Origin of the sequence: Enterobacter pseudoroggenkampii (genome assembly GCF_026420145.1) — a bacterium.
GTDB classification, from domain to species: Bacteria; Pseudomonadota; Gammaproteobacteria; order Enterobacterales; family Enterobacteriaceae; genus Enterobacter; species Enterobacter pseudoroggenkampii.
On record NZ_JAPMLV010000001.1, the window covers coordinates 1,801,709 to 1,817,043 of the forward strand.

Genomic DNA, 15,335 nt, shown 5'->3' on the forward strand with positions numbered 1-15,335 from the left:
CAAAAAATAATAACAAGGCAATAAAAAAGGGCCGGAAATCCGGCCCTTTTACAGGTAAGTTACGGTAAGGGAAGATTATTTCTTGCCTTCAACCCATTTGCCATCGACAAAGAAAGCTGACCATCCGGTCGCTTTACCCTCTTTCTCGGCCGCAACATACTGCTGCTTGGTTTTACGGCTAAACCGTACCACGGTTTTGTTGCCTTCCGGATCCTGCTGTGGCGCATCGGCCAGATAACGCAGTTTCTCAGGCAGACGATCGCGGAAGCGATGCAGCTCTTCCACCAGCGGCGCGCGCGTTTCACGCGATTTCGGGAAGGTGTTGGCGGCCAGGAAGACACCCGCAGCGCCGTCACGCAGCACAAAGTACGCGTCGGATTTCTCGCACGGCAGTTCTGGCAGCGGAACCGGATCTTCCTTCGGCGGAGCCACTTCACCATTACGCAGAATTTTGCGCGTGTTTTTACACTCGTCGTTGGTACAGGCCATGTACTTACCGAAACGCCCCATTTTCAGGTGCATTTCAGAGCCACACTTCTCGCACTCTACAATCGGGCCGTCATAGCCTTTAATGCGGAACTCGCCCTCTTCGATCTCATATCCGTCACACGTTGGGTTGTTACCGCAGACGTGCAGCTTACGTTTTGGATCGATCAGGTAGCTGTCCATTGCCGTGCCGCATTTTTTGCAGCGGCGTTTGGCACGCAGAGCGTTAGTTTCCGCATCGTCACCTTCCAGCACGTTGAGAACTTCGTTCTCAGGCACCAGGTTGATGGTGGTTTTACAGCGCTCTTTTGGCGACAGCGCGTAGCCGGAGCAGCCAAGGAACACGCCCGTCGTGGCAGTACGGATCCCCATCTTGCGACCACAGGTTGGGCAGTCGATGCTGGTCAGAACCATCTGGTTAGGCAGCATGCCACCCTCTTCAGGATCCTTCTCCGCTTTCTCAAGCTGGTCGGTAAAGTCGCTGAAGAAGCTGTCGAGGACCTTTTTCCATTCCGCCTGATGGCTGGCAACCTGGTCGAGGCTGTCTTCCATTTGCGCGGTGAAATCGTAGTTCATCAACTCGCGGAAGTTAGCTTCCAGACGGTCGGTGACGATCTCACCCATTTTTTCCGCATAGAAACGACGGTTTTCAGCGCGTACGTAACCACGGTCCTGAATCGTAGAGATGATCGAAGCGTAGGTCGACGGACGGCCAATACCGCGTTTTTCCAGCTCTTTTACCAGAGATGCTTCACTGAAGCGTGCAGGCGGCTTGGTGAAGTGCTGGGCTGGCACGAGATCAACCAGCGAGAGCTCATCCCCTTTGTTCACTGCCGGCAGCGTTCGGTCTTCATCACCTTTACGCAGCGCAGGCATCACTTTCGTCCAGCCGTCGAAACGCAGGATACGTCCACGCGCTTTGAGACGGAAATCACCCGCACCAACGGTCAGCGTGGTGGAATCATACTGTGCAGGAGTCATCTGGCACGCCACGAACTGACGCCAGATCAGCTGATACAGCTTCTGTGCGTCGGCTTCCATATCTTTCAGCGATTCAGCGAGCACAGAGACATCAGAAGGACGAATCGCTTCGTGCGCTTCCTGAGAATTCTCTTTGCTGGCAAACTGGTTAGCGCTTTCCGGCAGGTATTTCTTACCGAAGTTGTCGCTGATGTAGCCGCGCACCATGTTGACCGCGTCCTGGCTCAGGTTGGTTGAGTCGGTACGCATGTAGGTGATGTAGCCCGCTTCATACAGGCGCTGAGCCATCATCATGGTCTTCTTCACGCCGTAACCCAGACGCGTGCTTGCAGCCTGTTGCAGCGTTGAGGTAATAAACGGCGCACCCGGCTTGCTGCTGGTCGGTTTGTCTTCACGTTCCAGCACCTGATAGCGTGCTTTTTCCAGCAGCGCTACGGCGGCCATGGTCTGGTCGCGGTTTTCTGGACGGAAAGGCTTATCGTTCTGATGGCTGACCTGCAGCGGCAGAGCGTCACCGCCCGGCGTGGTCACATTGGCGTCAACTTCCCAGAACTCTTCCGGCACGAAAGCTTTAATTTCGCGCTCACGCTCAACGACCAGACGCACGGCAACGGATTGCACACGCCCTGCGGACAGGCCACGGGCAATCTTCTTCCACAGCAGTGGAGAAACCATGTAGCCCACAACGCGGTCCATAAAGCGACGTGCCTGCTGTGCGTTTACACGGTCAATATTCAGTTCGCCCGGCTTCTCAAACGCCTGACGAATCGCATTCTTCGTAATTTCGTTAAACACTACACGACTGTAGCGTTTGTCATCACCACCAATCACTTCCCGCAGGTGCCACGCAATGGCTTCCCCTTCGCGGTCAAGGTCGGTTGCGAGATAGATGTGGTCTGCTTTTTCAGCCAGCTGCTTCAGCTCGTTAACGACTTTTTCTTTCCCGGGCAGCACTTCATATTGTGCGTCCCAGTTATGCCATGGGTTAACACCCATGCGGTTGACAAGCGCGCTACGTTCATCCTTTTTAGGCTTTTTAGCCCCTTTGGTGGAGGTAGAGTCTGCGCTCTTTTTGCTGGCTGAGCCACTGGTCGGCAAATCGCGGATATGACCCACGCTGGACTTAACCACGTAGTCATTACCCAGATACTTATTGATCGTTTTGGCTTTTGCCGGGGACTCAACGATGACGAGAGCTTTACCCATATTCACCTTTACCTAATTTAATTCTTCCAGGAATACGCCGCACGTTGATTTCCCTTCCGCTGACGACGAGCCAATGATATTGCGACTGCGTCAGGAGATATCAACCCCTTTGTCTTACCGGGCGTTAAAGAAAAGACGCCCAGGTGATTGAGTTCTCGGGTATTTTTCTCACATCTCGTGTAATTCGTGACGAATTCCCGGTTGAATGTCAAGCAATTCTGTTGCCAGAATGACGAAAGCGCACACTCTACCTGATAAAATTCGTTACGCAACTTTATTAGCATGCAAAAGCAAATCCCGCCAGCCAGGTCCCTGTACCTTATCCCCTCACATTACAGGGAAAATTTGCCCCCAAAGCGCCCTCGGCGTAGACTATTGTCACTGTTTAAGGAGTGGATTATGCAGAATACGACCCAACCTATTGACCGAGCCTCTCTGCTTATCGAAGCAAACAAGCTTATCCGTGACCACGAAGATACGCTGGCGGGCATTGAAGCCACCGGCGTAGAGCAGCGTAATGGCGTGCTGATTTTCAGCGGCGAATACTTCCTTGACGAACAGGGGTTGCCGACCCCGAAAAGCACCGCCGTGTTTAACATGTTTAAATACCTGGCGCATACGCTTTCCGAGAAATATCACCTGGTCGATTAACGCAAAACGCGAGGCATGTGCCTCGCGTTTTTGTTTACAGCAGCGGTTTTTGTCCGCGCTGTAGCCAGCGCAGCAGCAGGCGGTCCGCGCTTTCTGCCGCACTGTTGGTAAAGCGGTCAAGAAGTCGCTTACGCTGGGTAAAGCGCACTCCCACCAGTTCCCGGCCTTCCATCAGGTTGAGCAGCAGATCGTCGCTGGTTCCGACTTCATCCACCAGCCCTTTCTCCTGCGCCTGGACGCCGTACCAGTGCTCGCCTGTCGCGACTTGTTCAATATCGAGCGTCGGGCGCATACGATGTACAAAATCTTTAAAGAGGTGATGCGTTTCGTTGAGATCTTCACGGAACTTTTGACGCCCTTCTTCCGTATTTTCCCCCAGAAGCGTCAGGGTACGTTTATACTGACCCGCCGTGTGAAGTTCGATATCAATCTCTTTATTTTTCAGGAAGCGGTTAAAGTTCGGAATTTGCGCGACCACGCCGATCGAGCCAATAATAGAAAACGGTGCGGCCACAATTGTGTCCGCCACGCAGGCCATCATGTAGCCTCCGCTGGCCGCCACTTTATCCACGGCCACGGTCAGCGGGATCTGTTTTTCACGCAGGCGCTGCAGCTGTGAGGCGGCCAGTCCGTAACCGTGAACCACCCCGCCCGGGCTTTCAAGACGCACGACAACCTGATCCTGCTGTGTCGCCACGGCCAGAACGGCAGTTACTTCCTCCCGCAGAGAAGAAACCTCATGCGCATCCATACTGCCTTTAAAATCGAGCACATAGACACGCGGCGTGGCCTTATCCTGCAGCGCATTGAGCTTCGCTTTTGCCTTTGCCGCTTTGGCTTCCTGTTTATGCTTTTTCTTCTGCGCTTTCAGCCAGAGTTTCTGTTGATGACTATCAAGCAGCGCCAGAGACATCTCTTCCTGCATCTCTTTATACTGCTCACTCAGGCGGGTGATGCGTAACTCCCCTCGCTGACGCTTGCGCTGCGTCAGGTTGACAATCAGAACGGCAACCACCGCAATGGCAATCACCACCGTCGCGATTTTGGCCAAAAACAACCCATATTGAGAAAGTAATTCCACGCGTTCCACCTTGATTTAACCACGAATCTTTCACGGCAGTGTACATCAGCCCTGCCCATGCGTCTCGCTCGTGACATTACCTCTGCGAGCCGCCTTCAGGAATCCCCGCACTGGCGTTTAAATATTTGCAAATTGTTAATTTTACAGTAATGCGTCCTGTAGACTGATTGAATTATTAGGCTAATTCGGGCATAAAGCCGAAAAGTCATCATAAAGGCGCCATTGCATCATCGGTCGCCTGAGGAGTCACCGTGCATTATCAACCGCAAAAAAATCTGCTGCAAAACCGGATTATTCTTGTCACCGGTGCCAGTGACGGGATTGGCCGCGAGGCGGCCCTGACCTACGCCGATTACGGCGCGAACGTCATTCTGATCGGGCGCAACGAAGAAAAACTGAAAAACGTCGCGCAGGAGATTGAGGCTGTATGCGGCACACCGGCCCCGTGGTATACACTCGATTTACTGACCTGCACGCCCGAAGTATGCCAGGAATTAGCCCGGCGCATCAGCGCCCACTATCCGAGACTCGACGGCGTACTGCATAACGCCGGTTTGTTAGGCGAAGTGCGTCCGATGGATGAACAGGATCCTGATATCTGGCAGCAGGTGATGCAGGTCAACGTCAACGGCACGTTTTTCCTTACGCAGGCATTGCTTCCTTTATTACTCAAATCCGAGTCAGGGTCACTGGTCTTTACCTCTTCCAGCGTTGGCCGTGAGGGACGCGCAAACTGGGGAGCCTATGCCGTATCAAAATTCGCGACCGAAGGCATGATGCAGGTGCTGGCAGAGGAGTACCAGAGCCGCCATCTGCGCGTAAACTGCATCAACCCGGGCGGTACGCGCACCAAAATGCGCGCCAGTGCGTTCCCGAGCGAAGATCCGCAGAAGCTGAAAACCCCGGCAGACATTATGCCGCTCTATCTCTGGCTGATGGGCGACGACAGCCGCCGCAAAACCGGGATGACCTTTGACGCCCAGCCGGGCCGTAAACCAGGAATTTCGCAATGAGTGAAGAACGTCATCAGCAGCGCCAGCAGCGTCTGAAAGAACAGGTCGATGCGCGCGTCGCGGCGGCACAGGACGAGCGTGGGATCGTCATTGTCTTTACCGGCAACGGCAAGGGGAAAACCACCGCCGCATTCGGTACGGCGACACGCGCCGTCGGACACGGGCAAAAAGTGGGCGTGATCCAGTTTATTAAAGGCACATGGCCCAACGGCGAGCGCAATTTGCTGGAGCCTCACGGCGTCGAGTTTCAGGTAATGGCAACCGGGTTTACGTGGAATACCCAGAACCGGGAAACGGATACCGCCGCCTGTCTCACCGTCTGGGAGCATGCAAAGAGAATGCTGGCCGATCCTTCGCTGAATATGGTTCTGCTGGATGAGATAACCTATATGGTCGCCTACGACTACCTGCCGCTGGAAGCCGTGCTGGATGCTCTGAAGAACCGTCCTGTACACCAGACGGTTATCGTCACGGGGCGCGGATGTCATCGGGATATTCTGGAGATGGCCGATACCGTCAGCGAGCTGCGTCCGGTCAAACATGCGTTTGATGCGGGTATCAAAGCGCAAATTGGCGTTGATTACTAAAGAAAAAAGCCCGGTGAGTTCACCGGGCTTTTACATTAACCGTTGTTATTACGGCTGCCGGAGCGGCGACTGCTGCTCACCTGGCTGTGGCGCTTCACCGCGCGACGGATCTGATTCGCCTTCATGCGACGACGATCTTTTTCCACCGCCACTTTTGAGGTGGTTTCCGGCGTCAGGCCGACCAGCTCGCGCAGGTAGTTGGTTTGGGTCAGATCCAGTTCGGTATAACCACCGCGTGGCAGACCTTTCGGCAGTAGTATATCGCCGTAACGGACACGGATAAGACGGCTAACCTGTACGCCTACCGCTTCCCAGAGACGACGCACCTCGCGGTTGCGGCCTTCGGTCAGGGTCACGTTGTACCACTGGTTGATGCCTTCCCCACCGGTAAATTTGATGGTTTTGAACGCCGCAGGACCGTCTTCCAGCTGAACGCCACGCGACAGATCGCGCAGCTTATTCTCGTCAACCTGGCCGAACACACGCACGGCGTATTCACGTTCCACTTCACGGCTTGGGTGCATCAGACGGTTTGCCAGTTCACCATCGGTGGTAAACAGCAGCAGACCGCAGGTGTTCACGTCCAGACGACCAACGGCAATCCAGCGAGCACCGCGCAGTTTAGGCAGACGGTCAAACACCGTCGGACGACCTTCCGGGTCGTTGCGGGTGCACAGCTCGCCTTCCGGCTTGTAGTAAGCCAGCACGCGACAGATTTGTTCAGCGGACTCTTTCACGGAGATAAGATGACCGTCGATGCGGATCTTCAGCCCCGGTACGATTTCAACGCGGTCACCCAGCGTGGCGATTTTACCGTCCACACTCACGCGACCCGCTTCAATAATGGCTTCGATTTCACGGCGTGAGCCGTGGCCGGCACGCGCCAGCACTTTCTGTAACTTCTCGCTCATTGAGCTTCCTCAGGTGTCGCCTTCACAGGCGTCGAATCAGGTCAAAAGAGGGCTGAGCCCTGCTTTGATGGCCGCGTAGTATATCTGCTTATACCATTACAAGAAAGGCTTTACATCGCCCACGCCCTCACGAATCACTTCCGGTGCATCTTCGGTTAAGTCGACCACGGTGGTCGGCTGCTGGCCGAGATAGCCGCCGTGAATAATCAGCTCGACTACCTTCTCCAGACGATCTTTGATCTCTTCCGGATCGGACTCGGTAAATTCACTTCCCGGCAGCATCAGCGAGGTAGAGAGCATCGGCTCGCCGAGGGTTTCCAGCAGCGCCTGCGCAATCGGGTTCGACGGCACGCGCATGCCGATAGTCTTACGCTTTTCCTGCAGCAGGCGGCGCGGCACCTCTTTCGTCCCTTTCAGGATGAAGGTGTAGTTGCCCGGCGTGTTGTTCTTAATCAGGCGAAACGCCACGTTATCGACATACGCATAGGTCGACAGCTCAGAGAGATCGCGGCACATCAGGGTAAAGTTATGGCCGTCCGGCAGCTGGCGAATACGGCAAATGCGTTCCATCGCCCCTTTATCTTCAATTTTGCAGCCCAGCGCGTAGCCTGAATCGGTCGGGTAGACAATCACGCCGCCTTTGCGGACGATCTCCACGGCCTGGTTGATCAGACGTGGCTGCGGGTTATCCGGATGGATATAGAAAAACTGACTCATACTTCCCTCTCTTCAGTTTGCTGCGGCTGTTCCCAGAGCTGCCAGATCGGCTCAACGCCAGCAGGCAGCCAGAGCTTGCGCCCCAGTTCAATCCAGGCGCAGGGCTGATGGAAATCAGATCCCTGTGACCCTAGCAGGCCGAACTGGCGGGCATAGGTCGCGAGCTGCGCGCGCTCGTTGGGCGCCTGCTGACACTGGGCGACTTCCATCGCCTCGCCACCGCATTCGGCAAAGTGCGCCAGCAGTCTTTTCAGCCATTTAGCAGAAAGATTATACCGCCCCGGATGGGCCAGTACGGCCTTACCGCCAGAATGATGAATCACATCAATAGCTTGTTTTATTGTACACCACTGTGGCGGAACGTATCCGGTTTTCCCGCGCGCCAGATACTTTTTAAAAACATCCGCCATGGTCGTCGCTTTGCCTGCTTCTACCAGAAAACGGGCGAAATGACCGCGGGTGACTGCCCCGCCGTTCGCCAGCTTTTGCGCACCTTCCAGCGCGCCCGGAATATGCGCCTTTTCCAGACGCTCGCCGATCATCTCTGCGCGCTGGTTGCGGCGCGTTTTTTGTTCTTGCAAAAAGGCAATAAGTGCCGGATGGTCTATATCGATGTTCAGGCCAACGATATGAATCTCATGGTTTTCCCAGACGGTCGAAATCTCAACGCCGGACACCAGATTTAGCGCCAGCCCGCTGCGGGCGATCTCAGCGCGCGCCGCCGGAATAGCATCTGTCGTATCGTGATCGGTTATCGCCAGCGTACCGACGCGCATTTCAACGGCACGATGAACCAGGGCTTCGGGTGTCAGCAGGCCATCAGAGGCCTGAGTATGGCTGTGTAAATCATAAATAATGGCGTAGGTGGTATCGCTCAAAGCACTTCCCATAACAGGTTGGAGACATCCGAAAACCCCATGATACCGACTTCACGCGAAATTCTGAAATCAAGGGTTGACAACACGCCATCGAACTAGTTAACTAGTACGCAAGTTCACACGAGAAAGGTATCTGAAAATGACAGCACATTTCACTCTGCACGGTTGGTGGCGTACTTCCTGATCATCGGGCAGTGTCACGCGTCTGCGAAATGCAAACAGATACCCGCCCGCTACTCAGCGGGCTTTTTTTTGAACAGAATAAATGAGAACACCAACATGCAAACAGCCAAACCTCATCTCGAATTGCTGACCTGCGAGGCGGCCTATCGCCACAACCCCACCGCGCTGTTTCATCAGGTGTGCGGGGCACGTCCGGCAACGCTGCTACTGGAATCGGCAGACATCGACAGCAAAGACGATCTCAAGAGCCTGCTGCTGGTCGACAGTGCGCTGCGCATTACCGCTTTAGGTGACACTGTCACAATTAAGGCGCTGTCAGATAACGGCGCATCACTGCTGCCGCTGCTGGATGCAGCCCTGCCTTCAGGCATTGAAAACGAACGTCATCCAGAAATGCGTATTCTGCATTTCCCGCCGGTGAGCCAACTGCTGGACGAAGACGCGCGCCTCTGCTCCCTGTCCGTTTTCGATGCCTTCCGCCTGCTGCAGAACCTGGTTACCGTGCCGGAAGACGAGCGTGAGGCGATGTTCTTTGGTGGGCTGTTTGCTTATGACCTGGTCGCCGGATTTGAAGATTTGCCGGAAACCGAGCAGGGTAATCGCTGCCCGGACTATTGTTTCTATCTGGCTGAAACCCTGCTGGTGATCGACCATCAGAAACAATACACCCGTATCCAGGCCAGCCTGTTCACGCCTTCGACAGCCGAGAAAAACCGTCTTGAGCACCGCATCGCGCAGCTCCAGCAGCAGATGACGGAAGCGCCCCCTGCGCTTCCGGTGCAGCGGGTGGAAAAAATGACCTGCGATGTGAACCAGACTGACGATCAGTACGGCGCCGTGGTTCGTCAGATGCAAAAGGCGATTCGCGCCGGGGAAATTTTCCAGGTGGTACCGTCCCGTCGCTTCTCACTGCCCTGCCCGTCGCCGCTCGCCGCCTACGACGTGCTGAAAAAGAGCAACCCGAGCCCGTACATGTTCTTTATGCAGGACAACGACTTCACGCTGTTCGGCGCCTCGCCGGAAAGCTCGCTGAAGTACGACGCCACCAGTCGTCAGATTGAGATCTACCCGATTGCCGGAACCCGTCCTCGTGGACGTCGCGCCGACGGCTCTCTTGATCGTGATTTGGACAGCCGTATCGAACTGGAAATGCGTACCGACCATAAAGAGCTCTCCGAGCACCTGATGCTGGTTGACCTGGCGCGTAACGATCTGGCCCGTATTTGCACCCCGGGCAGCCGCTACGTGGCGGACCTGACTAAAGTCGACCGCTATTCGTTCGTGATGCACCTGGTCTCTCGCGTGGTTGGTGAGCTGCGCCACGACCTCGACGTCCTGCACGCCTACCGCGCCTGCATGAACATGGGCACCCTGAGCGGTGCGCCGAAAGTGCGCGCCATGCAGCTGATTGCCGCGGCCGAAGGACGCCGTCGCGGCAGCTACGGCGGCGCAGTGGGCTACTTCACGGCCCACGGTGACCTCGATACCTGCATCGTGATCCGCTCCGCCTATGTCGAAGACGGCATTGCCACCGTCCAGGCGGGTGCCGGGATTGTTCTTGATTCTGTTCCGCAGTCTGAAGCTGACGAAACGCGCAGCAAAGCCCGTGCTGTCCTTCGCGCCATTGCTACCGCACACCATGCACAGGAGATTTTCTGATGGCTGACATTCTGCTGCTCGATAATATCGACTCCTTTACCTATAACCTGGCAGATCAGCTGCGTGCGAATGGCCACAACGTCGTTATCTACCGCAACCACGTCCCGGCGCAGACCCTGATTGACCGTCTGGCAACCATGCAAAACCCGGTGCTGATGCTCTCCCCGGGGCCAGGCGCACCGAGCGAAGCAGGCTGTATGCCGGAGCTGCTGACCCGCATGCGCGGCAAGCTGCCGATTATCGGCATCTGCCTCGGCCATCAGGCGATTGTTGAAGCCTACGGCGGCTACGTCGGCCAGGCGGGTGAGATCCTGCACGGTAAAGCGTCCAGCATTGAACATGACGGCCAGGCAATGTTTGCCGGGCTGCCGAACCCGCTTCCGGTCGCGCGTTACCACTCGCTGGTCGGCAGCAACATTCCCGCCGGGCTGACCATTAACGCCTCGTTTGAAGGGATGGTGATGGCGGTACGTCACGATGCAGATCGCGTCTGCGGCCTGCAGTTCCATCCGGAATCTATCCTGACCTCCCACGGCGCCCGCCTGCTGGAGCAGACGCTCGACTGGGCGTTACAGAAGCTGGAGCAGACCAATACCCTGCAGCCGATTCTGGAAAAACTGTACCAGGCGCAGACCCTGAGCCAGCAGGAGAGCCACCAGCTCTTCTCCGCCGTGGTTCGCGGCGAGCTGAAGCCGGAACAGCTGGCGGCCGCGCTGGTGAGCATGAAAGTCCGCGGCGAAAGCCCGCAGGAGATCGCCGGTGCCGCTACGGCCCTGCTGGAAAATGCCGCCCCGTTCCCGCGCCCGGACTATCAGTTTGCCGATATTGTTGGCACCGGGGGAGACGGCAGTAACAGCATCAATATCTCCACCGCCAGCGCCTTCGTGGCGGCGGCGTGTGGTTTAAAGGTCGCGAAACACGGTAACCGCAGCGTTTCCAGCCGGTCTGGTTCTTCCGATTTGCTCGCCGCATTCGGTATTAATCTCGATATGAACGCCGAGCGTTCCCGTGAAGCGCTGGATGACCTGGGCGTCTGCTTCCTGTTTGCGCCGAAGTATCACACCGGTTTCCGCCACGCGATGCCGGTTCGTCAGCAGCTTAAAACCCGCACGCTGTTTAACGTGCTCGGCCCGCTGATCAACCCGGCGCACCCGCCGCTGGCGCTGATTGGCGTCTACAGTCCGGAACTGGTACTGCCGATTGCCGAGACGCTGCGCGTGCTGGGTTACCAGCGTGCCGCCGTGGTGCACAGCGGTGGTATGGACGAAGTGTCACTGCATGCGCCAACGCTGGTAGCCGAACTGCGCGACGGCGAAATCCTGAGCTACCAGCTGGAAGCCGCTGACTTTGGTTTAACCCCGTATCACCTGGAAGCGCTGGCCGGCGGTACGCCGGAAGAAAACCGTGACATTCTGACGCGCTTATTACAAGGTAAGGGAGAGGTCGCTCATGAGGCCGCCGTTGCTGCCAACGTCGCCATGCTGATGCGTTTGCACGGTGAGGAAGACCTGAAGGCCAACGTTCAAAAAGTTCTGGATGTACTGCGCTCCGGTGCAGCTTACGATCGCGTTACCGCACTTGCGGCAAGAGGGTAAAGAATGCAGACCGTTTTAGCGAAAATCGTTGCCGATAAGGCCATCTGGGTGGAAGCCCGCAAGCAACAGCAGCCGCTTGCCAGTTTCCAGAACGACGTCGTACCAAGCCAACGTCGTTTCTATGATGCCCTGCAGGGTGCGCGCACCGCGTTTATTCTTGAGTGCAAAAAAGCCTCCCCGTCAAAAGGCGTTATTCGTGACGATTTCGACCCGGCACGTATTGCCGGTATTTATAAGCATCATGCGTCAGCCATCTCCGTGCTGACGGATGAGAAATATTTCCAGGGCAGCTTCGATTTTCTGCCGATCGTCAGCGGCATCGCGCCGCAGCCGATCCTGTGCAAAGACTTTATTATCGATCCGTATCAGATCTGGCTGGCGCGCTTTTACCAGGCCGACGCCTGCCTGCTAATGCTCTCGGTACTTGACGACGAGCAGTACCGCCAGCTTTCCGCCGTGGCGCACAGCCTGAACATGGGCGTGCTGACCGAAGTGAGTAATGAAGAGGAGCTGGAACGCGCAATTGCGCTGGAAGCCAAAGTGGTTGGCATTAACAACCGCGATCTGCGTGACCTGTCCATTGACCTGAACCGCACGCGCCAGCTGGCGCCGCGTCTGGGCGCTGGCGTCACGGTCATCAGCGAATCCGGCATTAACAGCTACGCCCAGGTGCGCGAGCTGAGCCACTTCGCCAACGGTTTCCTGATTGGCTCCGCCATGATGGAACATGACGATCTCAATGCGGCAGTACGTCGCGTGCTGCTGGGTGAAAACAAAGTCTGCGGCTTAACCCGCGAACAGGACGCCCAGGCCGCGTATGAAGCCGGAGCGATTTATGGCGGGCTGATTTTTGTGGATTCCTCTCCTCGCGCGGTCAGCGAAGAGCAGGCGCGTAAGGTCATCGCCGCGGCTCCGCTCAGCTTTGTTGGCGTGTTCCGCAACGCAGACATCGCAGAGGTGGTTGAAAAAGCCGACGCGTTATCCCTGAGCGCAGTGCAGCTTCACGGCGATGAAGATCAGGCCTATATCGATGCCCTGCGCGCCACGCTGGCACCGCAGGTACAGATCTGGAAAGCGCAACGCGTTGACGATACGTTGCCCCCGCGTAACCTGAACCACGTGGATAAATACGTCCTCGATAACGGCCTGGGCGGAACCGGCCAGCGTTTTGACTGGTCTCTGCTGAACGGCGAAAAGCTGGACAACGTTCTGCTGGCGGGCGGATTAAGCCCGGACAACTGTGTAGAAGCCGCGAAAACCGGCTGCGCAGGCCTCGATTTCAATTCAGGCGTAGAGTCCCAGCCGGGTATTAAAGATGCCAGCAAACTGGCCTCGGTTTTTAAAACTCTGCGTGCATATTAAGGAAGAGAAGATGACGACATTACTTAACCCGTATTTTGGTGAGTTCGGCGGGATGTACGTCCCGCAAATCCTGATGCCCGCGCTGCGCCAGCTGGAAGAAGCGTTTGTAAGCGCGCAGAAGGATCCGGCGTTTCAGGCGGAATTTACCGACCTGTTGAAAAACTATGCAGGCCGCCCAACGGCCCTGACCAAATGCCGCAACCTGACGGAAGGCACGAAAACCACGCTGTATCTGAAGCGTGAAGACCTGCTGCACGGCGGCGCACATAAGACTAACCAGGTGCTGGGCCAGGCGCTGCTCGCGAAGCGTATGGGTAAAACCGAAATCATCGCCGAAACCGGCGCAGGCCAGCACGGCGTGGCCTCGGCGCTCGCCAGCGCCCTGCTCGGCCTGAAATGCCGCATCTATATGGGGGCGAAAGACGTTGAGCGTCAGTCTCCTAACGTTTTCCGTATGCGTCTGATGGGTGCGGAAGTGATCCCGGTGCACAGCGGCTCCGCGACGCTGAAGGATGCCTGTAACGAAGCGCTGCGCGACTGGTCTGGCAGCTACGAAACCGCGCACTATATGCTCGGTACCGCGGCGGGCCCGCACCCGTTCCCGACCATCGTGCGTGAATTCCAGCGCATGATCGGGGAAGAGACCAAAGCGCAGATCCTCGAAAAAGAGGGTCGCCTGCCGGATGCGGTCATCGCCTGCGTCGGCGGCGGATCTAACGCCATCGGTATGTTCGCAGACTTTATCGACGACACCAGCGTGGGTCTGATTGGCGTCGAGCCTGCGGGTCACGGCATTGAATCGGGTGAACACGGCGCGCCGCTGAAGCATGGCCGCGTGGGGATCTACTTCGGCATGAAATCCCCGATGATGCAGACCGATGAAGGCCAGATTGAAGAGTCTTACTCTATCTCTGCCGGCCTCGATTTCCCATCCGTCGGGCCGCAGCACGCCTATCTGAACAGTACCGGTCGCGCGGACTATGTCTCCATTACCGATGACGAAGCGCTGGAAGCGTTCAAAACGCTGTGCCGCAGCGAAGGGATCATCCCGGCGCTGGAGTCTTCACACGCTCTGGCCCATGCGCTGAAAATGATGAAAGACAATCCGGAAAAAGAACAGCTGCTGGTGGTGAACCTTTCCGGTCGCGGTGACAAAGATATCTTCACCGTTCACGATATTCTGAAAGCACGAGGGGAAATCTGATGGAACGCTACGATAACGTATTTGCAGAACTGAAATCCCGCCAGGAAGGCGCGTTCGTTCCCTTCGTCACCCTGGGCGACCCTGGCCCTGAACAGTCGCTGAAGATCATCGACACCCTGATTGAAGCCGGTGCCGATGCGCTGGAGCTGGGGATCCCGTTCTCTGACCCGCTGGCGGATGGCCCGACCATTCAAAATGCGACGCTGCGCGCGTTTGCCTCGGGCGTCACGCCGACCCAGTGCTTCGAGATGCTGGCGGCGATCCGTCAGAAGCACCCCACTATCCCGATTGGCCTGCTGATGTACGCCAACCTGGTATTCAACCGCGGTATCGATGAGTTTTACGCCGAGTGCGCGCGCGTGGGCGTCGACTCCGTTCTGGTGGCCGACGTGCCGGTTGAGGAGTCTGCGCCATTCCGCCAGGCTGCGATGCGTCACAATGTCGCCCCTATTTTTATCTGCCCGCCAAACGCGGACGATGAGCTGCTGCGCCAGATAGCCTCTTACGGGCGCGGTTACACCTACCTGCTCTCCCGCGCAGGCGTGACCGGTGCCGAGAATAAAGCCGCGCTGCCGCTGCATCACCTGGTGGAGAAGCTGGCCGAGTACCATGCCGCGCCTCCGCTGCAGGGTTTCGGGATTTCATCCCCGGATCAGGTCACCGCAGCGATTGAGGCGAAAGCGGCAGGTGCCATCTCCGGCTCTGCGATTGTGAAGATCATCGAAAAGAACGTGGACAAGCCAGAGCAGATGCTGGTCGAGCTGAAAGCGTTTGTGACTGCAATGAAAGCGGCGACGCGTAAAGCCTAACCCTTCGACCGT

General features: G+C 56.7%; 14 protein-coding genes and 1 other annotated feature. Of the genes, 9 read left to right on the plus strand and 5 right to left on the minus strand.

The features are described 5' to 3' along the window. Positions 1–75: 75 nt before the first annotated feature. The gene (topA, locus tag OTG14_RS08795; protein ID WP_024907119.1) at positions 76–2,673 is read right to left on the minus strand and encodes a type I DNA topoisomerase; all 2,598 of its coding nucleotides are present in this window, start codon (positions 2,671–2,673) and stop codon (positions 76–78) included. A 399-nt stretch (positions 2,674–3,072) separates the two neighbouring features. Here topA and OTG14_RS08800 point away from each other — a divergent pair, with 399 nt between their 5' ends. Beyond that, entirely contained in the window at positions 3,073–3,324 is a 252-nt protein-coding gene (locus tag OTG14_RS08800; protein ID WP_023312072.1) for a YciN family protein, read from the plus strand. A 34-nt stretch (positions 3,325–3,358) separates the two neighbouring features. On the opposite strand, the gene sohB is transcribed toward OTG14_RS08800, so the two are convergent. Next, the gene (gene sohB, locus OTG14_RS08805; protein WP_267214950.1) at positions 3,359–4,405 is read right to left on the minus strand and encodes a protease SohB; all 1,047 of its coding nucleotides are present in this window, start codon (positions 4,403–4,405) and stop codon (positions 3,359–3,361) included. Between the two features lie 251 nt (positions 4,406–4,656). Here sohB and OTG14_RS08810 point away from each other — a divergent pair, with 251 nt between their 5' ends. Continuing rightward, positions 4,657–5,418 carry a YciK family oxidoreductase gene (locus tag OTG14_RS08810; RefSeq protein ID WP_267214951.1) on the plus strand — a complete coding sequence of 254 codons (762 nt, stop codon included), beginning with the start codon at positions 4,657–4,659 and terminating at the stop codon, positions 5,416–5,418. Then, a complete protein-coding gene (gene cobO, locus OTG14_RS08815) occupies positions 5,415–6,005 on the plus strand; it encodes a cob(I)yrinic acid a,c-diamide adenosyltransferase (protein ID WP_267214952.1) in 591 nt (196 codons plus the stop codon). The genes OTG14_RS08810 and cobO overlap by 4 nt, the downstream gene beginning before the upstream one ends. A gap of 35 nt (positions 6,006–6,040) precedes the next feature. Here the strand turns inward: cobO and rluB are convergent, their stop codons facing one another. The 3 genes from rluB to rnm form a co-directional block, all read right to left on the minus strand. After that, positions 6,041–6,916 (minus strand): 23S rRNA pseudouridine(2605) synthase RluB, encoded by an 876-nt coding sequence (rluB, locus tag OTG14_RS08820; RefSeq protein WP_023312076.1) that lies wholly within the window; start codon positions 6,914–6,916, stop codon positions 6,041–6,043. Positions 6,917–7,012: 96 nt separating this feature from the next. Further along, entirely contained in the window at positions 7,013–7,633 is a 621-nt protein-coding gene (locus OTG14_RS08825) for an L-threonylcarbamoyladenylate synthase (protein WP_003856793.1), read from the minus strand. Further along, positions 7,630–8,511, minus strand: coding sequence for an RNase RNM (gene rnm / locus OTG14_RS08830; RefSeq protein ID WP_267214953.1), 882 nt, complete (start codon positions 8,509–8,511; stop codon positions 7,630–7,632). Before rnm ends, OTG14_RS08825 begins: the two co-directional genes overlap by 4 nt. A 139-nt stretch (positions 8,512–8,650) precedes the next feature. Here rnm and trpL point away from each other — a divergent pair, with 139 nt between their 5' ends. The 6 genes from trpL (at position 8,651) to trpA (ending at position 15,323) form a co-directional block, all read left to right on the plus strand. Next, positions 8,651–8,695, plus strand: a complete 45-nt coding sequence (trpL, locus tag OTG14_RS23800) for a trp operon leader peptide (protein ID WP_106993556.1) — start codon at positions 8,651–8,653, stop codon at positions 8,693–8,695. Beyond that, positions 8,672–8,765, plus strand: a sequence feature (Trp leader region). (Overlaps the previous gene by 24 nt.) A 25-nt stretch (positions 8,766–8,790) precedes the next feature. Beyond that, entirely contained in the window at positions 8,791–10,353 is a 1,563-nt protein-coding gene (locus OTG14_RS08835; RefSeq protein WP_048990764.1) for an anthranilate synthase component 1, read from the plus strand. Next, a complete protein-coding gene (trpD, locus tag OTG14_RS08840) occupies positions 10,353–11,948 on the plus strand; it encodes a bifunctional anthranilate synthase glutamate amidotransferase component TrpG/anthranilate phosphoribosyltransferase TrpD (RefSeq protein ID WP_267214954.1) in 1,596 nt (531 codons plus the stop codon). Before OTG14_RS08835 ends, trpD begins: the two co-directional genes overlap by 1 nt. Before the next feature lie 3 nt (positions 11,949–11,951). Further along, positions 11,952–13,310, plus strand: coding sequence for a bifunctional indole-3-glycerol-phosphate synthase TrpC/phosphoribosylanthranilate isomerase TrpF (trpCF, locus tag OTG14_RS08845; protein WP_267214955.1), 1,359 nt, complete (start codon positions 11,952–11,954; stop codon positions 13,308–13,310). Positions 13,311–13,320: 10 nt separating this feature from the next. Continuing rightward, positions 13,321–14,514, plus strand: a complete 1,194-nt coding sequence (gene trpB / locus OTG14_RS08850; protein ID WP_024907111.1) for a tryptophan synthase subunit beta — start codon at positions 13,321–13,323, stop codon at positions 14,512–14,514. After that, entirely contained in the window at positions 14,514–15,323 is an 810-nt protein-coding gene (gene trpA / locus OTG14_RS08855) for a tryptophan synthase subunit alpha (protein WP_090416689.1), read from the plus strand. The genes trpB and trpA overlap by 1 nt, the downstream gene beginning before the upstream one ends. Positions 15,324–15,335 lie beyond the last annotated feature (12 nt).